Source organism: Paenibacillus sp. CAA11 (assembly GCF_003060825.1).
Classification (GTDB): domain Bacteria; phylum Bacillota; class Bacilli; order Paenibacillales; family Paenibacillaceae; genus Fontibacillus.
This window is the reverse complement of record NZ_CP028922.1, coordinates 2671502-2696779: the sequence shown is the minus strand read 5'-3', so window position 1 is coordinate 2696779 and position 25278 is coordinate 2671502. Positions and strand designations below refer to the sequence as shown.

Annotated in this window: 15 protein-coding genes and 1 pseudogene; all 16 read left to right on the top strand. The window is 48.3% G+C overall.

The annotated features are described in order from the left end of the window. Nucleotides 1–123: 123 nt before the first annotated feature. The 16 genes and pseudogenes from DCC85_RS12435 to DCC85_RS12360 all read left to right on the top strand — a co-directional run bounded on the left by DCC85_RS12435 (nt 124) and on the right by DCC85_RS12360 (nt 25262). On the top strand, nt 124–3768 hold the full coding sequence (locus DCC85_RS12435; protein ID WP_108465878.1) for an endo-beta-N-acetylglucosaminidase: 3645 nt from the start codon (nt 124–126) through the stop codon (nt 3766–3768). Between the two features lie 250 nt (nt 3769–4018). Continuing rightward, complete coding sequence (gene leuC / locus DCC85_RS12430) at nt 4019–5443, top strand: 3-isopropylmalate dehydratase large subunit (RefSeq protein WP_108465877.1); 1425 nt, start codon at nt 4019–4021, stop codon at nt 5441–5443. A gap of 48 nt (nt 5444–5491) precedes the next feature. Further along, a complete protein-coding gene (leuD, locus tag DCC85_RS12425; protein WP_108465876.1) occupies nt 5492–6094 on the top strand; it encodes a 3-isopropylmalate dehydratase small subunit in 603 nt (200 codons plus the stop codon). A 268-nt stretch (nt 6095–6362) separates the two neighbouring features. Further along, on the top strand, nt 6363–7853 hold the full coding sequence (locus DCC85_RS12420) for an N-acetylmuramoyl-L-alanine amidase family protein (protein ID WP_108465875.1): 1491 nt from the start codon (nt 6363–6365) through the stop codon (nt 7851–7853). Nucleotides 7854–8131: 278 nt separating this feature from the next. Further along, on the top strand, nt 8132–9535 hold the full coding sequence (locus DCC85_RS12415) for an N-acetylmuramoyl-L-alanine amidase family protein (RefSeq protein WP_108465874.1): 1404 nt from the start codon (nt 8132–8134) through the stop codon (nt 9533–9535). Between the two features lie 46 nt (nt 9536–9581). After that, nucleotides 9582–10241 carry a GerMN domain-containing protein gene (locus DCC85_RS12410; protein ID WP_234414158.1) on the top strand — a complete coding sequence of 220 codons (660 nt, stop codon included), beginning with the start codon at nt 9582–9584 and terminating at the stop codon, nt 10239–10241. 67 nt (nt 10242–10308) lie between these two features. Then, complete coding sequence (locus DCC85_RS12405) at nt 10309–13029, top strand: S-layer homology domain-containing protein (protein ID WP_234414157.1); 2721 nt, start codon at nt 10309–10311, stop codon at nt 13027–13029. A 76-nt stretch (nt 13030–13105) separates the two neighbouring features. After that, entirely contained in the window at nt 13106–13789 is a 684-nt protein-coding gene (gene nth / locus DCC85_RS12400) for an endonuclease III (RefSeq protein WP_108467844.1), read from the top strand. Nucleotides 13790–13807: 18 nt separating this feature from the next. Beyond that, nucleotides 13808–14089, top strand: coding sequence for an NAD/NADP transhydrogenase alpha subunit (locus DCC85_RS12395; RefSeq protein WP_108465873.1), 282 nt, complete (start codon nt 13808–13810; stop codon nt 14087–14089). 207 nt (nt 14090–14296) lie between these two features. Beyond that, nucleotides 14297–17947: a dynamin family protein gene (locus DCC85_RS12390; protein ID WP_108465872.1), complete on the top strand. Its 3651-nt coding sequence runs from the start codon at nt 14297–14299 to the stop codon at nt 17945–17947. A gap of 175 nt (nt 17948–18122) precedes the next feature. Then, on the top strand, nt 18123–19883 hold the full coding sequence (locus tag DCC85_RS12385) for an ABC transporter ATP-binding protein (RefSeq protein ID WP_108465871.1): 1761 nt from the start codon (nt 18123–18125) through the stop codon (nt 19881–19883). A 6-nt stretch (nt 19884–19889) separates the two neighbouring features. Next, nucleotides 19890–21746 carry an ABC transporter ATP-binding protein gene (locus DCC85_RS12380; RefSeq protein ID WP_108465870.1) on the top strand — a complete coding sequence of 619 codons (1857 nt, stop codon included), beginning with the start codon at nt 19890–19892 and terminating at the stop codon, nt 21744–21746. Between the two features lie 110 nt (nt 21747–21856). Beyond that, nucleotides 21857–23038, top strand: coding sequence for a formate-dependent phosphoribosylglycinamide formyltransferase (purT, locus tag DCC85_RS12375; protein ID WP_108465869.1), 1182 nt, complete (start codon nt 21857–21859; stop codon nt 23036–23038). After that, nucleotides 23035–23490, top strand: coding sequence for a GNAT family N-acetyltransferase (locus DCC85_RS12370; RefSeq protein WP_108465868.1), 456 nt, complete (start codon nt 23035–23037; stop codon nt 23488–23490). The genes purT and DCC85_RS12370 overlap by 4 nt, the downstream gene beginning before the upstream one ends. A gap of 394 nt (nt 23491–23884) precedes the next feature. Continuing rightward, nucleotides 23885–24256: pseudogene (locus tag DCC85_RS12365) on the top strand (CAP domain-containing protein); the annotation flags it as partial. A gap of 193 nt (nt 24257–24449) precedes the next feature. Continuing rightward, nucleotides 24450–25262, top strand: coding sequence for a GDSL-type esterase/lipase family protein (locus DCC85_RS12360; RefSeq protein ID WP_108465867.1), 813 nt, complete (start codon nt 24450–24452; stop codon nt 25260–25262). Nucleotides 25263–25278 lie beyond the last annotated feature (16 nt).

The window sequence follows — 25278 nt, the reverse complement described above, 5'->3', positions numbered from 1 at the left end:
TTATTCCTCTTTATGAAAGTGCTTTCAAAAGCTAGTGTATTACTTGAATTTTGGATGGCACGGCAGGAAGGCTGACAAGGGCTATCCAACATTCAAATTCCGGGGAAGAAAGGGAGTTTGATCATGGGAAGAATGAGAAGAAGACGCAGCAGCAAGGTAGTGGCTGCGGCAGCAGCGGTATCTCTAGCTTTTTCCTTCTGGAACGGAAACCTATTACCGGCAGCCTTGGCTGGGGATACGCTGCCGATAATCGGGCAGGGCGAAATCGGCAGCAATCAGCCTGTGGAGCATGGATACCGGGCACAGGATTTTCTGAATTGGAATCCTGCGGCAGATCCTTTTGCTGAATACTTAAGGGCTCGTATTCCGCTGCAGCCAAGAATCGATGCTTATAGGGCAACCCAGGCTAATCCTAAATTAAATCCGAAAACTTCTTTATTCAATCTAGCTGGTGATTACGGCAATTCCTTTTTTGAGTCCTTTGCTTACAATGATAATTTTAGTAATTATTTGTTTAATTTCTGGCAGTATACAGACTATTATGGCTCATGGCACGGGATGGCCACCTCTTCGGTTCCGAAGGAGCTGTACGATCCAACGGCAGATTGGACACAGCGGAAGTTCGAATTCGGTATTCTCAATTTCCCTAACCCGGCCTATACGAATGCAGCCCACAAAAATGGCGTTATGTCTCTAGGCTGTATTTTCCTGCCGCGAGAGGGCCAGTACCATAAGGATTGGGTCTACAAAACGGCGGATGGGAAGATGCCGATGGCGGATAAATTGATTGAGGCTGCCAAGTATTACGGCTTCGACGGATATTTCCTGAACCAGGAGACGGATATTACCAAAGAAGAAATCCCCGTTTTTCAAGAATTCACTAAATATATTCGGGATCATGGTCTTTATATACAGTGGTATGATTCTGTCATTAATACTACAGGAGAAGTGCAATACCAGCGGGAATTTAACAGCAAGAACAGCACGTTTGTTTATGATCCAAAGCTGGGACAGGTATCCGACTCTATCTTTATCGATTATCCGTGGAATAAGACCAAAATTCAGCACTCAGTGTCTTTGGCTAAATCTCTAGGAGTAGACCCGTTGACAACGCTGTATGCCGGAGTTGAAGCCGGTGGAGACCGATTTGGGAACATGCGCAACGATCTACGCAATACACTTGATGCAGAAGGAAACACCACTACAGGTATTGCCATGCTGGGCGCTGAATTTGTTTTCAATGGACTTGATGAAGATTTAGGCACCTCATCCCCGGATCAGAACAATCGTGCGAAGCCGCAGTATCAGGCACAGGTATTCAAACGCGAGCGTAAATGGTGGTCCGGCCCAAATGAAGATCCGACACACACGGGACGAACTCAAACGAACGGTAGCTACTGGGATGGAGTTGCCCATTATATTACTGAGCGCTCTGTCATTAATTCGACCTTTTTTACAAACTTCAACACAGGACACGGGACAACATATTTCAGCAAAGGTAAAGTGTCTAACGAGCATGAATGGTCCAATATGACGATTCAGGATTTGCTGCCAACCTGGCAGTGGTGGATGGACTCAACGGGTTCGCACAAGCTGAAGGCCGACTTTGATTACGGAATGGCCTATGAGGGCGGTAGCTCGCTCGCTGTTAGCGGGATTCTGGATGGAACTAACGATCTGCGTCTTTATAAGACGGATATTCCTGTACAGACGGACTCCAAGCTTTCGTTGACCTATAAGACAGGGAAGGCAAACCAGGCAACCCACATGAAGGTCGGGCTGATCTTTAAGGATGCGCCAGATCAAATAGAGTACCTTGAAATTGGAAAATCAAAGACAGCTGGCTGGGATACCGAGGTGCTTGATATAAGTGCTTATACGGGACGGGATATTGCTGCGATCGGGCTGAACTTCGATTCAGATATCCCCATTGTGAACTATCAGATTCATATTGGTGAGCTTAAGGTATTACAGCAGGATGTAAAGGAATTGCCGGCTCCAGAGGGCTTTAAGATCGACCAGGCCTTGGATACAGGGGAGATGTATGTATCCTGGAAGCTGGACGATTACAGCAAGGTGAAGAAATATAATCTGTATGCGAAGCTGTCAAATGGTTCGACGGTGTTTCTCGGTGGAACTTATGATGATGTCTTTTATGTGAAGTCCTTATATGGGGAGACCGGCAAAGTCAAACTTATGCTTAAGGCTGTGGGTGCAGATGGACGTGAAGGGGCGGCCGCTGAGACCAGCTATGATTTCTCCAAGGAAGCTAGGAAGATCCATGTTACTTCTGTCGAGAGTTATCTGCATGCAGGTAACTTGAAAGTAAGCTGGGAACGCCCCTCTGCAAATGTGGAAAAGCTTCGTCTCGAAGTGTTTCTTACTCATAAGCCGAGTGATGTTGTATATTCTTCGGAGGTGGAGGCATCGGCGGGTAAAGCTGAGCTGGCGGTACCGCTCGTAGATGGCAGTGACTATTCGCTGAAGATTACTTCGGTGGATAAACATAGCAAGGCTTCTACGGGAATCTATCACACTGGAAAATTGACAGATGTAGTTCCGCCGGAGCCTTATAGCGGAGATTATCATTTTGGCGAAGGCAGGGATACCCGACCGCTAAAGCTAGATACTCCAGTAGCCTACGACTGGTGGCATCTGTATACCTATGCCGATGGTGCGGTTCGGATGGGCAAGATTGAGACAGACACTGCGGATTTTCCTTATAAAGTTAGAGGGAAAAGCCAGCTGATGGATATTGAGACTGGGAAAAACAGCATGGATTATAAGTTTAAAGACCGAACGATGCTAACTTTGTATCTGGAAGACTATGCTGGTAATCTGTCCGATCCTTCCAGCCACGTTGTCCTGTTTAATCCAGATGCACAGCTCACGCCCAGTGATGTACCGGACCCCATATTGTTGAAAGCTATTGAGGCTCAGGCCGGGGTCACGCTTAAGGAAATTGTGAATTATCAGGGCAAAGTTGATCTATCCGGCCTGCCGATTACGAACCTGAAGGGGCTGGAGCTGCTAAAGAGCGCATCTGAAATTGATTTGAGCCGGACGAACATCACGACGATTCCGGAAGGAATATTTGATGGGGCCCTTCTGAAGAAACTGGATATATCCCATTGTGAGAGGCTGGCAACGATTGAGGCTGCATTTACCGGAACGGTAAATCCTTTGGTGATTAACATAGAGGGGGATTACGCACTGATTTCTGTGGATTTAAGCAAATCCAGTGTTGAGAAAGTCATGTCGAGTTCGCCTGAACAATACGCTGCACTCCGCACGGTTGACCTTTCAAATGCAGGATTGGATTTCACAAAGGGAACACCTGAGCAAGTATGGGTAGATGGGCTGATTACAGCAGGAGCTCAGGTAAAGCTGGATGGTCAGAAGCCGAAGCCGTATATTCGGGGAACTTCAGGGAATGTATCAGTCCCTGCTGCGATAGGTGAATATGACCTTATAGGGAATCTGAAAGTTCAAAGCGCGAGAGGGACGGATTATTTCCTGTTGAAGAACGCAAGTTTTCTGGCATCGGGATTCGATGTTGAAGATGAGATCAGAAGCTTAGGTATCCAGGCGGATATTAGGAACCCTAACGGTGTGCCAGTAGGATTAATTGACTTGGCCATACCAGGCAGCTATCAGGTTGTGTTCAGATCCTTGGCCGAAGGTATTGAGGTAGGGAATATAACAGTAACTGTACAAGCCGCTAGCAGCTTAGAGGAGGCGAAGAACGTTAAGCAGCGGTCTAGCTGAATTTAGTGTAACGGTCTATCAAAGACCTTGTCATCACTGATAACATACAAAGCCGAGGGAAGTGGCTGTAATGCCTAATCCCCGGCTTTTTGCAATTATATAGGATAAACCTATTAATGTTATAGATTTTATATCTTGGATCAATGAACCGCTTCAATGGTATGCTGATAACAGCTTCAAAGCAGCGGCTAATATTGCCGGAGAGCTGCTTTGTCCCATGAACGATATTGTTAGCAGAGGTGAACGAAGAATGAGTCAAAAGAAAACGATGTATGAGAAAATTTGGGATAACCATGTAATCTTCGAGGAAAGCGGAAAGCCGAGCGTCTTATATATCGACCTGCACTTGGTGCATGAGGTGACCTCTCCGCAGGCTTTTGAAGGACTACGACTTAGCGGCCGAAAGGTACGCAGACCTGAGCTCACGTTTGCAACTATGGACCACAACGTGCCGACAAAGGACCGTTACAATATTACTGACCCAATTTCTAAGCAGCAAATTGATACCCTTTCGCAGAACTGTCGGGATTTTGGCGTTACTTTGTTTGACCTGGATACAGTTGATCAAGGGGTAGTTCACGTGATGGGCCCTGAGCTTGGTCTTACCCATCCGGGCAAGACGATTGTATGCGGAGACAGCCATACTTCAACCCACGGCGCATTCGGCGCGCTTGCTTTCGGAATCGGGACGAGCGAGGTGGAGCATGTGCTGGCTACCCAATGCTTGCAGCAGGCTAAAGCGAAGACGCTTGAGGTCCGCTTCACAGGGAAGCGGAAGCCAGGGGTGACCGCAAAGGATATGATTCTCGGTGTTATTGCCAAGTACGGAACTGATTTCGCCACAGGCTATGTCATCGAATATACGGGTGAAGCCATTCGTGAGTTATCTATGGAAGAGCGAATGACTGTCTGCAATATGTCCATTGAGGGCGGGGCGCGTGCCGGCTTAATTGCCCCGGATGAGATCACCTTTGAATACCTGCGCGGACGCCAGTATACTCCGCAAGGGGCTGCCTTTGATGAAGCGGTTGCCCGCTGGAAGCAGCTTACGACTGATGAAGGTGCGATCTTTGATCGCGTCGTGGAATTTGACGTGGACACGCTGATCCCACAGGTAACCTGGGGAACAAGCCCGGGTATGGGGACAAATATTAATTCTACAGTGCCTAATCCAGCCGATTTTGAAAGTGAGAATGAACGTAAGGCGGCAGAAAAGGCGATTGAATATATGGGACTGGTTCCTGGAACACCTATGTCTAAGATTGAGATCGATTATGTCTTCATCGGCTCCTGTACGAACGGGCGTATTGAGGATTTGCGCGCAGCGGCTCAAGTAGCCAAAGGCTATAAAGTGTCCGATAAGGTTACTGCAATCGTTGTGCCAGGCTCCGGCCGGGTAAAAATTCAGGCCGAGAAGGAAGGGCTTGATAAAATATTCACAGAAGCCGGATTCGAATGGCGCGAAGCAGGCTGCAGCATGTGTTTGGCGATGAATCCCGATGTACTCCAGCCGGGCCAGCGCTGTGCATCGACTTCGAACCGTAACTTTGAGGGGCGTCAGGGCCGCGGCGGCAGAACCCATCTGGTTTCACCAGCCATGGCTGCAGCGGCAGCGATCGAGGGGCGCTTTGTTGATGTACGCGACTGGACATTTAAGACAGAAGTTGTGAGCTAAAGATAAAAAGAAGCAAGAAGCTTGAGCGGATAATAAGGAGAGATGAAGATGGAAGCTTTCACTAAATTAACAGGCATCGTCGGTCCCGTTGACCGCGTGAATGTGGATACGGACGCTATAATCCCTAAGCAATTCCTTAAGCGGATTGAACGGACTGGGTTTGGACAATTTTTGTTCTACGAATGGCGATTTCACGAGGATGGCAGTGTGAATCCAAATTTTGAGCTTAACAAGCCACGCTATCAAGGTGCATCCGTGATGATATCCAGGGTTAACTTCGGCTGTGGTTCATCCAGAGAGCATGCGCCATGGGCTATTATGGACTATGGGTTCCGCTGTGTAATCGCGCCTTCTTTTGCAGATATCTTCTACAATAACTGCTTCAAGAATGGAATTCTGCCGATTAAGCTGGAGGAAGAACAAGTCGAGGAGCTGTTCCAGCGTACTGCTGCCCATGAGGGGTATGAGCTGACAGTAGATTTGGAGAACAAGGTGATTTCGGATCCCTACGGGCTGAAGCTGGAATTCGACTTGGATGAGCATCGCCGTCAATTTCTGCTCCAAGGGCTGGATGATATCGGATTAACCCTGCAGCATGAGGATCGGATCACTGCCTACGAACAAAAGAACGCAGACCGGCTGTTTGCCTAGCAGAACAATTAGATTAGTTAAACGGGCCTCCAATTCCACCTATGTGGGAATGGGGGTCTTTGTATATCTGCGTTCATCTAAGGGATTGTCCAAAAAAGAAAAATTAAGTCTATCATGGGGAAAAATTACCTGTTAAAATGTTAGACAGGTGCAACTTTTGCCATGTCGTGTCGTCCTTTATATTAGTAGATTACAGTTTACAGGGAATGGAATCATTCCCAGCACAGTCCTTTAAAGGGCAAAAAAATCGGGATGGTAGGGATTACAGATGAAGAAGTATGGATTTGTTGCGTTCTTACTGCTGTTCTTACTGCTGCTTCCGGGTTTGACCCAAGCGGCAGGGAAGGAGACACATATTAATCTGGACGGCAGAGCTTTGAGTCTCTCGAAGGATGAACAAGTGAAGACGATCAGCAATACGGTCATGGTTCCTCTTCGCTTGATTACCGAGGAGCTCGGTTACAAAGTTACTTGGGCCAACAAAACGCAAACCGTGACCATCGAGCAGGGTGGAACGACACTTAAGCTGATCGTAGGCAGCAAGACTGCCCAGGTCAACGGCAAGGAAGTTAAGATGCTTGCAGCGCCCATGCTCAGCGGCTCCTCAAGCACGAAGACAACGTTTGTACCGCTGCGCTTTATTGGAGAGCAGACGGGTGCTGATGTAAAATGGGACAGTGATGCCAAGACGGTGTATGTGAAGTCTGCTGCAGCTTTATCAGGGAATGGAGATGTCAGTGTGCCCGGTAAGGGAAGTGCGGGAAGTTCGCAGGGAAGCACAGTTCCGGCCCCAGGAGGCGGCTCTGAGATCACTCCAGCAACCAATCAACCATCCACGTCTACATCGGCATCTCTGAAGAATTTGAGCTTTAGCGAAAATCGATTGATTCTTGCGGTTGAAGGCTCTGTTACTCCAAAAGTGTTCAAGATGACCGGTCCGGACCGAATTGTCGTTGATTTAGCTAATACGTCCTTTGCTGCGAACTTTGATAGCGGTCTTCCTCTCGATAGCAGCCTTACAGGGCAGATTGGTATCGAGGAATACCCGGATGTAAAGGACGTAAGATATTCCCTGTTCAGCTCGAATCCTTCGACTATACGAGTTGTGCTTGATTTAACCAAGGCTGTGAATTACAGCGTAGTTGATAACAAAGACGGGTTGATCATTATTGATCTGAACACTTCCGAGGCAGAACCTTCTCAGGGAGAAGGAAAGGAAGGTCAGAGGCTAGTTGTTATTGACGCCGGTCATGGAGGGAGCGACCCGGGTGCTGGCAGCATTACTAACCGGAATGAGAAGGAGTTTACATTAGCTGTGGCTCTTAAGGTACAGAAGCTCCTTGAACAGGAGTCCTGGCTAGACGTAGTAATGACTCGGGACGATGATACTTACCCCACTTTGCAAAAGCGGGTTAAGCTTGCGAATGACTTGAACGCGGATGTGTTCGTATCGATTCATGGCAACAAGGTGGATGCTAATCCTATTCCAAATGGAGTCGAAACCCATTACACGAATAAGAACAGCCAGAACTTGGCGAGGATTATGCAAAAATATATGCTTGAGGCAACAGGACTTAAAGACCGCGGTCTTAAGCCAGGGAACTTATATGTAACGAAGAATACCAAAATGCCTGCTGTTCTGCTTGAATGTGGCTTCCTAAGTAACCCAACCGATGAAAAGGCTATGTATACAGAGGAATTTCAGCAGAGTTTGGCTGAAGGAATTGTTGCAGGACTAAAAGAGTTCTTTGGCCAATGATAGTCCGAGTTAATGAACAAAGCGGCATGCGCTGCGTTTAGTATGAATAAAGTCAAGTTAGGAGCAGCAGTTCCTAAGCTTGGCTTTTTTTCTGTGCAAATCTAGCAGCTTTTAGGTGGAAACTGGAAATAAAAAGACAAATTCATAGGGAAATGGTTAAAATTTCGCAACTTTTGAGCGAGAGAGGCGTCTAATAAACCGTCAGAAGCTGCTCTTTGATCAAGTGAAATAACCCTAAGGCATCCTTCTGACAAATCTAAAGAATGGAAGGGTGAAGAATGAAGAAATTTGGTTTTTTGGTAGTATTGTTTCTTTGTGTACTGGCATTTCCGGGGATTGGACATGCAGCGAGCGGGACTCACATCAACCTGGATGGCAAACAACTTAACCTGAAAAAGGAAAAACAGGTTCAAGTGGTTCAAAACACTGTGTTGATTCCTATTCGTGTCGTCATGGAGGAGCTTGGTTACAACGTTGGATGGAATAACAAGACGAGCACGGTCACTATACAGCAGTCTGGAAAAACAATTAAGCTGGTTGTCGGCAGTAAAACAGCTACCGTTGATGGGGTGAAGAAGACTCTAAGTGCAGCTCCAATGATTAAAAACGGTACGTCCTTTGTGCCGCTTCGTTTTGTTGGTGAGGAGACGGGCCTTAAGGTTAATTGGGATCAAAAAACCAAAACCGTATATCTAATTACCCCGATTAACGGGGGAGGAAACACGACACTGCCAGGCAGCAATTCCGGCAATTCTTCAGGAAGCAATGAAAGCCAAGATAACCTGGCCGCTGTGTCAGGGATTACCTTCACTGAGAATCGTCTGGTTGTATCTGTGGAGGGAAGTGTGACACCGAAGATGTCAACCTTAACTTCACCGAACCGCATTGTCATGGATCTGCCTAATACGAAATTTGCAGATTCGTTCCCTGCAGGCTACCCTTTGAGCGCTCAGCAGACGGGGGAGCTTGACATTTCGGGCTATCCGGTGGCTTCCAAGGTGCGTTACTCTCTTTATAACAGCTCTCCATCTACGATTCGAATTGTGCTTGATCTGAATAAAGCCAAGTCTTATGACTTGATTAATTTGAATGATGGTTTGATTATTTTGGATCTGAATAAAGCGGATTCACCTGGCAATTCCGGCAGTGGAAAGAAGCTGGTTGTCATTGATGCCGGCCACGGCGGCAGTGACCCGGGAGCGATTAGTGTAACCAAGAAGAAGGAGAAGGACTTCAATTTAGCAGTCGTGCTGAAGGTAGAGAAGCTTTTGAAGAAAGAACCAAATATTAATTATGTGCTAACCCGCAATAGTGATACTTATCCTTCTTTATCTGAACGCGTAAAGATCGCTAACGATCTGAACGCAGATCTGTTCGTTTCTGTACATGGGAACAGCGGCAGCTCTGCAGCGACCGGGGTGGAGACATATTATACACGCGGCGACAGTGCTGCGCTTGCAAAAATTATGCACAAATATTTGGTTAAGGCCACAGGCCTACCGGATCGTAAGGTTCGAACAGCGAGCCTGCATGTCACGAGGGAGACCAAAATGCCCGCAGTGCTGCTTGAAGGGGGATTCCTGAGCAATAAGGGTGATGAGGCGCAGATGTTCACGGATTCGTTCCAGCAGCGAGTGGCTGAAGGGATTGTTGCAGGCATTAAAGAATATTTTGGGTATTAAGTAAATAAGGTCAGTCATTTTGTGATCAAAAAAGAGGGGGGACAGCATGAAGATGAACAAGACATGGACAACTGCAATCGTTATGATAATCTCACTAACCATGCTCGCAGGCTGCGGCAAGAAGCCGGAGGCCTCTGCACCCACGGAGAACGACACGGTCCAAGGAAGCCAAGTTAGCCAGGACCTGACAAATCAAGGGGCTTCCCAGAAGCCGATGTCTAAGGATGACAATACAGTTTCTGCAGCACCTGGTACTAATACAGGCGACGGTAAAGCGTCTGCGAGCAATACGGATAAAAAGGAAAGTACGGCTCAAAAAACAGAGCACATCAAGGTTTACTATGCAGACGACCAGCTTCTCGAGCTTAAAGAGGCTGAGCGGACGATCTCTTTCAAGGATGAAGCCGGCAAGTACGAAGCGGTACTGCAGGCTTTGCAGAAGACTGAAGATCCAAAGCTGATTGCATTATGGGCTAAAATCGACATCAAAAGTGTAAAGTTTAAGAACGGGGAAGTTACGATTGATATTACGCTGCCTGATGAGGCAAGACAGGGGACAGATGGCGAGCTGTTTATACTGGATTCCCTCAAAAAAACGCTGTTCCAATTCGACGAAGTGAAAAGCATCGAGCTGCTTGTAGATGGCCAAAAGCTGGATAGCTTGATGGGACAAGCAGATTTGGATCATCCAATTACGCGAAATTAGCAGGATTTGGTCCTCGGTTGTCGAACTTGGTTAAGTGCAGAACTTTTTTTGAAAGGGAGAATGGGACTTGACACAAAGACACAGCGTAAAACAAAACACCAAAAAAACGATAGCTACCATGCTCGTTACTCTGATGTTTATTACAGGCGGCTCTGCCGCCTTTGCTGCAGAGACAACAACAAAAACCACCCAATCTGCGGTCACGCAATCAGCTACCACTAGTTCAATTTTTAGCGATGTGAAGAGCGGATACTGGGCTGAGAAGCATATTTTCAAGCTTGCTGCCCAAGGCATCATCCTGGGGGATAACGGCAAGTTTCGCCCTAATGATTACGTAACCCAGCAAGAAGCGGTTACGATCGCGATTCGTTTTATGAATGCGGAAGGAAGCCTAAACAGCGGTGCGGCAAGCGCTAAGCTCAAATCGGGCAATTACTTTAAGCCTTATATTGCTCTAGCCATTCAGAACAAGCTGATTGACGAGAATGAGGAAGTAGCAGCTACTGGAGCCAAGGAATCCTGGGGAGAGAAGAAAGCAACACGTGAATGGATCGCTAAGATTCTTGTCCGGGCGTTAGGCAAGGAAAGTGAAGCTAAGGCTGCAGCCGGGCGCGGAACAACCTTTACTGATAACTCCAAGATTTCTGCTGATGCCCGCGGTTATGTGAACACTGCGCTCGATCTGAACCTGACTAAGGGAGTGGATAACAACCGCTTTGACCCGCAAGGTTCTGTATCGCGCGCTCAAATTGCCGCGTTCTTCAGTCGCGCACAGGGGTATATCAAGCCTGGGTACACAAATGTATTCGAAGGCGTTGTTACAAGTTTGAAGGATAACAGTCTCTCGGTATATACCGACGGGAAGAACCGCTCCTTTACACTGGATAATCGTTCTGTATACTATACTAAGGATTCCGAAACCGCAGTCTCAAAGGATGATCTTAAGCTGTATACCAAGGTTATGGTGGTAGACAAAGCGGGCTCTGCAGCTTATGTGGAGACTACGGATACAACGCCTCAGCTGGAGTCAACCGAGGGCAGCCTGCTTCGCGTGTTAAACGGAAAACTCCTTCTTCTGGTGAATAATGATGTTCAAACTTTTGAATATGATGCGAACACCTCGTTCATAGATCAGAACGGAAAATCCATTACTCCTGAGTCCATAAGCAATGACAGCACATTGATTGTGCAGCGGGAAACCTTCACCACCGCTAAGAAACCGGTTATCGTTCAAGTGAAGTCTGGGCTTGTGAACAAATCCGGAACAGGCACTGTTCAATCTGTGGACACAGCAGCCAAGACGATCACGGTGAAGGATGCTTCCGGAAGCGAAGATAAACTCACTGTTGGAAATTCTTCCATTCTGCGCTACCAAAGCCAAATTATCAGCCTCAGTGAGCTGAAGCCCGGTGTCGTTGTCAGCTATACCGTTAAGGACAGCGCCATTTCCACCTTGGAGGTGACCCAAAGCGTTGAGCGGACGATTCAAGGAACGCTGATCAGCATTGAAGGAAGCAAACTGCTTACCTATAAGAAATCCGATGGCACTTATGAAACGAAAGCCATGGTAGATAAGCCAGCTATTGTGGTTAATGGCATCACAGAAGCATCGCTGAACGATCTGATTGCCGATGTGAACGGGGGAGACAAAGTAGAGCTAACCTTGAATCCGGAGGACAGCATCACCAAGATTGAGGTAGTTGGGCGCCAATCCGAATCGCTGACAGGGTTGACCGTAGTGTCTTATGACGCAAAGCTTAAAGCATTGACGCTCGTGGACACTAACAAGAAACTGATTGCACTCCAGCTTGACGACAAAACAAAAGTGGATTACAATAGCGCACAGCCTGTCTTGTCCGGAATTGAGCCGCTTCTGACCAAGAATCGCAAAGTGAATGTCACTCACGTTGGAGACCGGGTCCTTTCCTTATCGGTAATTTATAGATATGAAGGGAATTTTGTGAGTGCCAATACGACTGCCAAGACGATCACAATACAGCCATCTACAGGCAATCCAATGGTTATTCCGTATAACGGTACAGTTCCATCAGTTGAAACTTATGGAAGAACCAATGGCTCTTTGGCTGATGTGAAGGCGGGAGATCCTGTGGTTGTTACACTTACGTCAAATCAGGACGCCGTTCAAAGCATAGCGCTAAAAACCTTCAAGCAGCTTGAGATCACATCAGTGGATACCTATTACAGCCGGGTTACGGCTAAAGCAGATGGAATTACAACCAGCTTCTATGTGAATAATGCTGCACTGCTGAACGATGCAGGAGCTGTAATTAAGGTATCGGATCTTGCTGCAGGCCAGATTATTAATGTCGCTTTTAGCGGTCAGACGCCGCTTTCGGTACAAACCGTCAAGCTGACCTATGGTAAAGTTCAGAGTGCTGATGCGTCGGGAATTACGCTTAAGACCTACACAGGTGCTACCGCCACCTTCCCTGCCAGTGCTGTGAAAGTGATCCGAGGCACTGCGGCGAGCTATACGGTCTCAAGTTTGACAACAACGGACCATGTAGAAATTCGTAAAGATGCGGACGGCTCAACGGTTGTGAATGTGCTGACTGCCATTTACCGTCCGTTTAGCCGCTATGACTCTACAACCAAGGAAGTGTTCGTTAAGCGCGAGTTTAACGACCCGCAGTATCGTTTTACTTTGTCACCTGAGACATATGTTCACCAAGGCGACACTACATTGACCGTGCAATCCCTTAAGGAAAATGATAATATTGTATTGTATTTCAGCGGAGACAAGCTCGTTGAAATTGAAAAACAATAATCATTTTCTAAAGATTCACCGTCTTGATACGGGATCTTCCCGTATCAAGACTTTTTTTTGCCGGGAGGTTGAGCTCATGAATAAGGCAGATGTGAGGCATATTTTGGATACGATTGGCGAGATGTTCCCTGATGCAGCTTGTGAGTTGAACCACGAGAATGCATTTGAGCTGACCATTGCGGTCTTGTTGTCTGCCCAGTGTACGGACGCTACGGTCAACAAGGTAACTGCAGATCTGTTCAAGAAATATAAAACCCCGCTGGATTATGTCTCTGTGCCTATTGAGGAGCTGGAGCAGGATATCCGGCGAATTGGACTGTATCGAAATAAGGCCAAGCACATACATAATTTGTGCCGCATATTGATTGACCAGTACGGTGGAGAAGTGCCGAGAGAGCATGATCGTCTCACACAGCTGCCCGGAGTAGGACGAAAGACGGCGAACGTGGTAGTGTCCAATGCGTTTGGAGAGCCGGCAATTGCAGTGGATACACATGTAGAGCGTGTCAGCAAGCGTCTTGGCCTTGCGGGCTGGAAGGATTCGGTGCTGGAAGTAGAGAAGAAACTGATGAAGCGGGTGCCTAAGGAAGAATGGACACTGACGCATCACCGCTTGATCTTTTTTGGCCGATATCACTGCAAGGCACAGAATCCTAAATGCCAGGTATGTCCACTTCTCGATGTATGTCGTGAAGGAAAGAAACGTATGAAACATGCACAACCTAGAAAAGATAGGGAAGATAAGGCTTCAGACAATTGATAGTAGAGGATGAGAACCATGAGATGCATTTCTGTATATACTGACAACTTTGAACAATTTTCCGACATGTTTGATGAAGTGATTAAGCTGGAGCTTGCGGAGAATGATGAACGTGAGGTGGAGGGAATCGTAGTCAGCGATTCTGGCGATGTTCCTGAACACTATCTGGAGCGCATGTCCGCCAAGCCAGAGGTTGTCGTCATGAAGGATAAGAAGAAGGGAATCACAATTCTTCAACATGGCAAAGTCTTTGAAATCCTGCTTCCAGGGGAAGAGGCGCTTGCGGAGACATCTAACTAATTACTCATATTTCTGGCTCAATCGTAGGTAGGCGTTAGATTAAGCTGGAGAGGGAACTGAAATAAAACCGACATTTGTCGGTTTTATTTTTTTACGTTCATCTCACTTATCCCAAGAGCCTAATATCTTTCCCGGCGGCTAAATGCTAAAATATGAATAATTAAAAAAGTGATATTTGCCAAAGGGAGCGGGAGGAGAGAGATAGGTATGGAAGCGATTACAGAAAAGAGCGATTCTGACGGTTTATTGAATTTTCAGGCACTTAAGCAGGCCTTATTAGATGCTTCTGACCTCCAGGCGGCTGACGGGCTGGTAGAGCTTGCTGATAAATGGGAGCGCGGCGAGCTGATGCTTGCGTTCTGCGGTCACTTTTCTGCCGGGAAGTCAAGCCTCATTAATACACTTTGCGGTAAACAGGTTCTGCCAACCAGTCCTCTGCCAACCAGCAGCAATATTGTTATGGTAAGATGTGGAGCTCCGCGCGGGGCACTCACGCGGCCAGATCATCAGGAAGAGCATAGGGAAGAACATAAATGCCTTACACGATCCGAGCTGTTTGAAGCCTGCAAAAACGGCCAGGAGTATTCCCGCGTGGAAATATGGGATGATGTGCCTCTGCTTGGCGAGCGCGGTGTTCTCATAGATACGCCTGGTGTGGATTCTACGGATGAGGGACATGCTCTGGCAACCGACTCGGCACTTCACTTGGCCGATATTGTCTTCTATGTGATGGACTACAATCATGTACAGTCTGAGAGCAATCTTTCATTTGCTAAGTCGCTCTCCGAATGGGGCAAGCCGCTGTATCTGGTAGTGAATCAAATTGATAAGCACCGGGAGAAAGAGCTGTCGTTTCAGGAGTATCAGCAAAGAGTGGAAGCCTCATTTTCAGCCTGGAATGTTATACCTGCAGGGATATTTTATCTTTCATTAAAAGTCCCTGGCCACCCGTGGTCTATGCTTGGCCTGCTAGAGGATTTGATCCGGGCATTGGTACGGGAGGGGGATCGTCTGCTTAAGCTAAGCCTGGCTTTGTCTGTTGATCATCTGATGAATGATCATCTTGGCCGGCAGCGTGCTCTTCACCAGGCAGAACGTGAGAAATTGCTGGAGCAAATGGGCGGTAAAGACGAAATAGCTTCGCTGGAGCAGCAGCTCCAGCAGCTTGAAGAGGACAGCAGCAGTCTGGAGCTGAAAGCGGAATCGCTGCGAAGGGAGTCGATTCAGAGAATGGATCAGCTGTTAGCGGGTGCGCGGCTGATGACTCCACCGCTCCGCGAGGCAGCTGCAGCCTTCCTGGAGAGCACTCAGCCTGGTTTTAAGGCTAGGGGATGGCTGAAGAGCGGCCAACGTACTCAGGAGGAGAAGGCTCGGCGCTGTAATCTGTTCCTTCAAGCGCTGAGAGAGCAGGCGTCTGCTCAAATCGACTGGCATCTTCGTGAAGAGTTCCGCCGTCTTGGGCAGCAGCAGGCATTATGGAATGAAGCCTGGGAGAAGAAGCTTGACGAGACTCTCCCTAAGCCAGAAGAGAGCTGGATGCTGGATGCAATTCCGTCTGGGGCGGTCCTGTCTGGCGAGTCTGTTCTCCGTTATACGGAAGCTCTGGCAAGCGAGGTACTCGCCCGCTACCGCCGGGCAGCTGTCTCGCTGCTCGATCAGCTGCTTGAGGAGATGAAGCCGCGGCTGGAAGCCGAGCAGAGGGCGCTGCAGCAGCGAAGATTCGAGCTGGAGGCACGCGTGCCATATGTCCGGCAGCTGCGTGAGCTTGAAGCCGCAGCAGCAGAGCATGAGCGCCGGCTGTACGCGCTGCTTGGTGAGCGCCCGCCCGCGATGTCAGGGCTGCTGCCGCAATTGCCGGCTGCCGCGGCGAAGGCGCCGGGCCCCGCTCAGCCCGCCGGGCCTTCGGCACCGGCGGCAGCAGCCGTACCGGGCACGCCGAAGGCTGTGCCCGGAGAATCGTTGTCCGGCGCGCCGCTGCGCGGCCGGACACTGAAGGCAGCGGCGGCGTTAGAGCACGCCGCTGAGCTGCTGGAGCAGCATCCGGCCATGGAATCGGGTGTGCAGGAGCTCAAGCAGCGCGCAGAGGCGCTGCGCCGCGGGCGGCTCACCCTGACGCTGTTTGGTGCGTTCAGCGCAGGCAAATCCTCCTTCGCCAACGCGCTGCTTGGCGAAGAGATTCTGCCGGTGTCTCCGCATCCGACAACGGCTTCAATCACTAGAGTGCTTGCTCCAACCGATGAGTTCCCTCATGGAACGGCCCGCGTTATCTTCAAGACCCGTGAGGCCATGGTTGAGGATTTGACTTATTCATTTGGTGTGCTGCAGCTGGGGCAATGGCAGGAACAGGATTGGAGACAGCAGGTAAGCGGGCTAAAAGCAGCTTCCATTCCGGCAGCCGGCCGACCGCATTATAGCTTCTTAGCAGCGGCAGCAGCCGGATGGAATCAGGAAGCAGACAAGCTGGGGAGCTCGCAGGCCGCGGACTTTGCTCAGTTTCAAGCCTATGCTGCAGTTGAGCAGAAGGCTTGTTTTGTGGCAGGTATCGACATCTATTTCGCTTGCCCTTGGACCGAGCAGGGACAGATCTTGGTGGATACGCCAGGGGCGGATTCCATACATGCCAGACACACCAATATCACCTTTCAATATATGAAAAATTCGGATGCTATTCTATTTATTACGTACTATAATCATGCCTTCTCGCGTGCGGACCAACAATTTCTAGCTCAATTAGGCAGGGTAAAAGGGAGCTTCGCGCTCGATAAAATGTTCTTTATTGTGAATGCTGCGGATTTAGCTGCTGGCGCTGAAGAACTGGATAAGGTTGTGGCTTATGTGTCCGACCGGCTGAGGACGGCTGGCATCCAGTCACCGCAAATTTATCCGGTGTCCAGCATGAAGGAGCTGGAGGCCGTCCAGTCTGGCGCTTCATCTAGAGACAAGGGATTTACAAGTTTCAAAGACAGTTTTGTTCGATTCCTAGCGGAGGACCTAGCCGATCTTTCGGTCTCTTCAGCCGCCTTCGAAATCGAGAGGGCGGCTCACCGGCTGAAAAGCTGGTGTGATGCTTCACAGCGTAATGCTCGGGATCAAGCATTACGAATTCAGCAGTTAGACGAGGAGCGGCACAGGGTGCTTACCGCTCTTGAGGTGATCTGCGAGCTGGATGTGGAGCGCGAATGGATGCAGGAGTGCGAAGAGCTTTTATTCCATTTAAGACAGCGTCTAGTGCTATACGCTTTAGGACTATTTCACGAATTTTTCCATCCTTCGCTGCTTCAGACGGAGAAGGGCGGAATTAAGTCTGCATTCCGCGCGTCTATGGAAGGCTGGTTGTCTCATCTGTCTGTTGAACTCGCTCGTGAACTGCAGGCGACAGCCTTAAGGCTAGAACGGAAGGCGGACCAGCTTTTGACCCGGGAAGTGCAAAACTGGTGTCTTGTCCATCAGCCCCTAACGGAAATGCCGCTTAGTCTTCCTGAACTTCAGGAGGAATGGATAACACCACAGATTCCCGAGGAGGCTATGGTTTCAGCGGTAGACTGGCAGGCATATTGGTCATTCTTCAAAAATCCAAAGTCCTTTTTTGAAGGGGATGGCAAAGATAAGCTGCGGGAAGCAGTGCAGTCTCCACTCACGGAGGCGATTAAGCAGAAGCTTGATCAGATGTTAGAATTCTTTTGCTCTCATTATAAAGAGGGGATCCGCTATAGGCTTGCCATGTATCAGCAGCGCTTGTCAAGCCAGCTTGAGGAATGGCTGTCGGGATTTAGCAAGACGAGTATGGAAACTGCGGAGATTCAGCACTGGGAATCCATTTATTTCGAACTTCTCGAAACGAAGCAGCAACTTGTGTAGGAATTAGAAGGAAATGAAAGCATTTTATTCGATATAACACGTTTTATCTTCGGAATAAAGCGCTTTGCTGGCTACAAGGTGTTAAATGGGGTTTTCTCCTCTTTGCTCAAGAAAAATTAGGATGATAAACTGCTTAAAGTTCCTAAATTCGAAAGAGGTTGATAGGAGGAGAGACATGGAAGTTCTCAGGCAACTGCGGGGGTTTTATCGGGAGAGGAGACATTATTTGATTCTTTCGATATTGTGCCTTGCCGCCGCAACCGCACTCGGTCTGATCACCCCGAACTTATTAAGAAGTCTGATCGATGACGCTATTCTTCCAAGGCACTTCGAAGATGTGCCGAGACTAGCATTAATGGTTCTTGTGGTCGTTATTGTGAAAGCGTTTTTGCAGTTTGCACATGGTTTCTTTGGCGGCCGGCTGGGCAATTATCTGGCTTATCGTCTTCGCAATGCATGTTATGAAAAACTGCAGTTTCTGTCGTTTCGTTATTATGATACCGCGAAGACAGGGGATCTGATGTCCCGTCTGACCGGTGATCTGGAAGCCATTCGTAACTTCATTGGCTTTGGCTTCGCGCAGCTGCTGAATGTATTTTTTATGGTTGTTTTCGGTGCGGCTGTGATGTTCTCGATCAATTGGCAGTTAACCCTTGCAACGTTGATTACAATGCCATTCCTGGCTGTTATAGCGCTGCGCTTTGAATCCCGTATTCATCCTGCGTTTCAGGAGATGCGGCTTGCACTTAGCTCACTTACGACAGCGGTTCAAGAGAATGTGACGGGCGTTCGTACCGTTAAAGCCTTTGCACGAGAGAATTATGAAGTCGAAAAGTTCTCTCAGCGAAATGAGCGCTACAAAAATAATCAGCTGTTCGCTTCCGAGCTCTGGAGCCGCTTTTTTCCGGTCATGGAGTTTTTGGCTTCGATCAGTGTAGCTCTATTGCTGGGTGTAGGGGGAACCCTGGTCATTAAGGGCCACATGTCGCTGGGCGAACTCGTTGCCTTCTTCAGCTTGGTCTGGTACATAATTGGCCCGATGTGGAGCCTTGGCTTCCATATTAACAATTATACGCAATCCAAAGCCTCGGGTGAACGTGTGCTTGAGGTGCTTAATCAGCCGATTGATGTTCAAGATGAGCCGGGCGCGATTGAGTTAGTGCCGGAGCATGTTCAAGGACATGTGAAATTTGATCATGTAACCTTTGCATATGGCAATAAAATGCCTGCAGTTGTAGACATTGATTTCGAAGTCAAGCCAGGGGCAGTAATTGGTTTCCTTGGCGGAACAGGCTCAGGAAAATCGACAATTATCCAGCTGTTAATGCGGGCCTATGATGTGAATAAAGGGTTAATCACGCTGGATGGTCAGGATATCCGCAAGATTGGGGTGCAAAGCCTGCGAAGCCAAATTGCATCGGTATTCCAGGAGACCTTCCTGTTCTCATCCTCAATTCGCAATAATATTGCTTACGGCATGAATAATGTCACTTTGGAGGAGATCATTCGGGCCGCTCAGCTGGCAAAAGCACATGACTTTATTATGGAGATGCCTGACGGCTATGATACGATCGTCGGCGAACGGGGCATGGGGCTTTCGGGAGGACAGAAGCAGCGGATTGCCATTGCGAGAGCGCTCCTGAAGAATCCACGAATTCTAGTTCTGGACGATGCAACCAGTGCTGTGGACATGGAGACTGAGCATGAGATCCAAGCAGGATTCCAGGAAGTGATGAAGGGGCGGACGACGTTCATCATTGCACACCGCATCTCATCACTGCGACATGCCGATGAAATTCTGGTGCTGGATCAAGGGCGGATTGCCCAGCGCGGCAAGCATCACGAGCTCATTGCGGTTCCAGGTCCTTATCAGGATGTATACCGCATTCAATATGCCGATTATTTGTCCCGCACATCAGGGACAGGAGAGGAGTGACGCTTTATGAGTACAGAAGCCCATTTGAATACATCTCCTGACCCGAAGAAAGCCCAGCCCGCCGGCTCCACGAACGACCGGTTTGTATATAAGGACGATGATGTGATTGATAAGGCGTTCGACTGGAAGCAGTTCGTGAGACTGTTTTCCTACATGAAGCCTTATGCCAAGCAGATGCTTCCACTGGTCATTATTATGATGGTGCTGGGGACCATAACGAAGCTGACCGTTCCTTATTTGACAAGTTTGGCAATTGACAAGGCCATTGCTCCAAAGGTCGGAAGCACTAGTTTACAGCTGCTCTATATGATTGCAGCAAGTGTTATCTTTCTGTACTTTGTTCAGTGGATCGCCGGTATATACCGGATTAAATATACGAATATCATTGGACAGCGGGTCATTTATGATCTGCGCTCTGACTTGTTCAGGCATATTCAGAAATTATCCTTTAATTTCTTTGACAAACGCCCAGCAGGCTCTGTATTGGTTCGGGTAACGAACGATATCAATTCCCTTCAGGATTTGTTTACGAACGGCGTTGTAAACCTGATGATCGACTGTGTCCAGCTCTGCGGGATTGTTGTAATCCTGCTTCTGATTAACTGGAAGCTGGGGCTGGCTGTCATTGTGACCGTTCCTATTATGTTCTTCATCTCTACCAAGCTGCGCCAGAAAATCCGTATCGCCTGGCAGGATGTACGCATGAAGAATTCGCGAATCAATTCCCACTTGAATGAATCTATCCAGGGCATACGCGTTACCCAGGCCTATACCCAGGAACAGGAGAACATGCAGTTCTTTGACGGAATGAACATGACGAGCAAGAAGTCTTGGGATAAGGCTTCTGCAATGAACCAGGCATTTGGCCCGTTGATTGAAATTACAGGCGGCTTCGGGACCTTGATTCTGTTCTGGCTCGGTGCCTACCTGATTCAGTCTGGCGAACTTACAGTTGGCTTGCTGGTTGCTTTCAGCAACTACGTCGGGAACTTCTGGGACCCGATTAACCGCCTTGGTCAAATGTATAACCAGCTGCTTGTTGCCATGGCTTCTTCCGAACGGATCTTTGAATACTTGGATGAGGAACCGGCGGTTAAGGATAAACCGGGTGCTCAGCCTATTCCGAAGATTCGCGGGGAGATCAAATTCAATAAGGTGATCTTCGAATATGAGAAAGGGCGGGCCGCCCTCAAGGGGATTGATCTTGATGTGCAGGCTGGGCAGTCCATCGCATTGGTTGGCCATACGGGATCAGGGAAGAGTACTATTATTAATCTGATTAGCCGGTTCTACGACATCACAGATGGACAAATCACAATAGATGGCCATGATATTCGCGATGTGACTCTACAAAGCTTGCGCGGACAGATTGGTATAGTACTTCAGGATACATTTATTTTCTCAGGCACCATTCGCGACAACATCCGGTTTGGTCGATTGGATGCCACAGACGAAGAGGTAGAAGCTGCAGCGCGGGCAGTGGATGCTCACGACTTTATATCCAAGCTTCCGGCCGGCTATGATACCGAGGTCGAAGAACGCGGCAGTGCACTGTCCATGGGACAGCGACAGCTCCTCTCCTTCGCGAGAGCGCTGCTGGCCAATCCGAGAATTCTCATTCTGGATGAGGCTACGGCAAGCATTGATACTGAAACAGAGCTGAAGATTCAGGAGGCTCTGAAGGTTCTGCTTCAGGGAAGAACCTCCTTCATCGTTGCACACCGACTCTCCACGATTAGACACGCAGATAAAATTGTAGTGCTGGATCATGGTGAAATTAAAGAGGAAGGTACCCATGCTGAGTTGGTTAAGCAAGGGGGAATTTATAACGGTTTGATTGAAGCACAGTTTCGATTTTTGTAACTTTTTGTCGTAATCCATAATTTTATAGCGGAGCACTCTTGCATTCTGCACAAGAAACCCTGAAAATAGATAGAAGAGTCATTTGATGATCTAAGGGGGATTTTGAGCCAATGTGGGGTGCTCCTTTTAGCGAAAAACCCAAAAAAATGCTGCTTCTTGGGAGCGGTGAATTGGGCAAGGAAGTAATTATTGAGGCTCAACGTCTAGGTGTGAAGACGATTGCTGTAGATCGATACGCCCATGCGCCCGCTATGCAGGTTGCCCATGAGCATCATGTGATGGACATGCTGGATGGTGAAGCGCTGAAGCGGTTGATCCGCAGCGAACGACCGGATGTGATCGTTCCGGAGATTGAAGCTATTGCGACTGAAGCGCTGCTTGAACTTGAAGTTGAAGGCTTTCACGTAGTTCCGACAGCTATGGCTGCCCGTTTGACCATGGATAGGGAAGGCATCCGTAGGCTGGCTGCAGAAGAACTGGGTCTTCCGACAGCGGCTTACCGTTTTGCGAACAGCTTTGAAGAACTGGAGGCTGCTGTGAAGGAACTTGGCGCACCTTGCATAGTGAAGCCGTTGATGAGTTCCTCGGGCAAGGGACAGTCGGTATGCCGCACCGTCGAAGATGCGAGAGCAAGCTGGACTGCAGCCGTAGAAGGAGCAAGAGCTAAAACGACTCGGGTAATTGTCGAGTCATTTGTTCCTTTTGAGAGTGAAATAACGCTGCTTACCGTTCGCTCTGTGTCCGGCACCGTATTTTGTCCACCGATCGGTCATATCCAGAAGGATGGGGATTATGTAGAATCCTGGCAGCCTCATCTAATGAGTGAAGCGCAGCTTCACGAAGCGGAGGAGATTGCCAGAAAGGTGACGGATGCGCTTGGCGGTTACGGATTATTCGGCGTAGAACTGTTCGTGACAGCTCAAGGTATTGTATTCAGTGAAGTGTCTCCTCGCCCGCATGATACGGGAATGGTGACGATGGTGACACAAGATTTATCTGAATTTGCTTTGCATGTCCGTGCTATCCTTGGATTTCCTGTAAATGAAGTACACTTGCTTACACCTGGAGCCTCGGCCACCTTGAAGGCAGATCGTGAAGGTGAGACCTTCATGATTTCCGGTCTGGCTGAAGCTCTGGAGATTCCCCGTACACAGGTTCGCGTCTTTGGCAAACCGGTTTGTAAGCCAGGACGCCGGATGGCTGTTGCACTCAGTGCATCTGAGAATGTGGAGACCGCCCGCCTCCACGCCAAAAAAGCGGCAAGTATAATAAAGGTGGAGTGGCCAGAATGAGTAATGAGGTTTGTGCACCAATGCTTGTGATCCGTGAATGCTGCACGGAAGATGCGAGAGCAATGACGTCACTTATGCGTCAATTAAATTATCCGACAACGCTAAACGTCATGAAGGAGCAGCTGGCCATGCTTGAGAATGATAGTCAGCATTCTACGCTGGTCGCCGAAGTAGATGGAGCTATTGTGGGTACTATTGCCTTAGAAGTGGTACGGACTCAAGATATGGCAAAGCCGATCGCTAAGATCACTTCTTTGGTCATTGATGAGAAACATCGAAAGCAGGGCCTTGGCAAGAGGCTGGTTAACGAAGTTGAGAGCCGGGTAAGAAGATTAGGCTCCTCTCATCTGCTAGTTGGCTGCAAGGCTGATGGACCTTCTGTAAAGGCAACAGCTTTCTATGAGCGTTTGGGCTTTGAGTGCAACGGATATCGTTTGAGCAAAACCTTATAAAATCTTCAAGTTACTCGAATCATCCCCTTTTGGGGATGATTTTTTTGTGTTTGGCAGTTCTATCCCAAACTCTGGGGGATAGGGACCACCGATTTATTTTACGCCCGAGTGGGATGCGACCAAGGCTTCTGTTCGGCGCTCTCGCTGATTTAAGATATTTCCTATCATTTTCAAGATGACCTCTTCTTTGAAACATGTTAAAATGTGACAAGAAACCTTATCAATGGGAGAAAATGATACCGGAAGGGGAAACAGCATGAAAAAGAGCACAAAAAGTCGGACCCTCGGCATATTATCTGTTGCTTTGGGATTAATGATCTTCACAGCAGGAGGTTCATTAACTGCTCCGATGGCTGCGGCGTCCGTGCCAACCAAATTAAATTATTCACAAATTCAGAGTGATTATGCGGCCGAGGTTGTACAGCTTGTTAATAAAGAACGGAAGAAGGCAGGACTAAAGCCGCTTACGGTTCATACAAATCTGACTAAGCTGGCAAAGACGAAGGCCATTGACATGTATACTCATAATTATTTTAGCCATACCTCTTCCAAGTACGGATCACCTTTCGATATGATGGACGCTTATGGAATCTCTTTTAAATATGCAGGCGAGAATCTGGCTAAAGGGCAGCGCTCACCAGAGCAAGTGGTTAAAGATTGGATGAACAGCTCGGGTCATAAGCAGAATATATTGAATCCCCATTATACCTTGATCGGCGTCGGTTATTATAACGGGCTTTGGTCACAAGAATTCATAGGTAAATAACAATAAGTCGTCCTTCGGTTAATCCGGAGGGCGGCTTATTTGTTATTGAAGCCGTAGGAAGAATAAAGAGAAATATTTAGAAATTGCTGATTTGCAAAATGAGAAAAGAAGTTTTATGTTTATTAAAGTCATCAATTATGAACCCGTTTAAATAAAGGGAAATTGCGTGAGACAAGCTGGAGGGATCAAGAATATGCGGTCAACGGCATGGATATGGCGGATAGCAAGTGTGGCATCAATTGTAACTACCATCCTGCTGCTTTGTGGTTTTATTTATGCAGTGAGGGACATTATGAATCCTTCCGCAGAGCATTCTGTGGGAACAAATACAGCAGCGGAACCAAAGGCAACAAGTCCGGGACTTCCACCGGGTCAGACGGGTGTCGTTGTGATCGGAGATTCTTTGGCAAAAGGTACAGGTGATGATGAAGGCAAGGGGTTTGCCCGCCGGACAGTGGATCTGCTTCAGGCTGAGAATAAGGCGCATACCGTCAAATTGCTGGGCAATCTGGGCATCAACGGCCTAACGACCCAGCGGCTGGTGCCTATGCTGGAGGAGACAGGGGTTCAGCATATGCTCAAGGAAGCTAACGTCATTCTCCTGTCTATCGGCGGCAATGATCTGTTTGCAGGGGCGCAAGCGATGCAGACCGGAGATCTTCCTACAGAGCAGGAGCTGGAGGCCTCAGTTGTAGAGGCCTCAAAACGGCTTAAGACGATCGTTGGACGGATTCACTCCATTAACCCGGATGCGCGCCTCGTATATATCGGACTCTACAATCCCTTTTCTGATCTGAAAGATATGCGGGAGATTGGCAATCAAGCCGTAGCAAGGTGGAACCGTGTGGCCTTGGATATAGTGAATGGGGTAGCCGGAGCCAATGTCACACCTACCTATGATCTGTTTGTAAACAACCTATCTGTATATATTTCAGGTGATCATTTTCACCCGAATGGAGACGGCTATCAGCAAATTGCTGAACGTATCGTACAAGGGTTAGATTAAGAGGTTAAAGAAATAA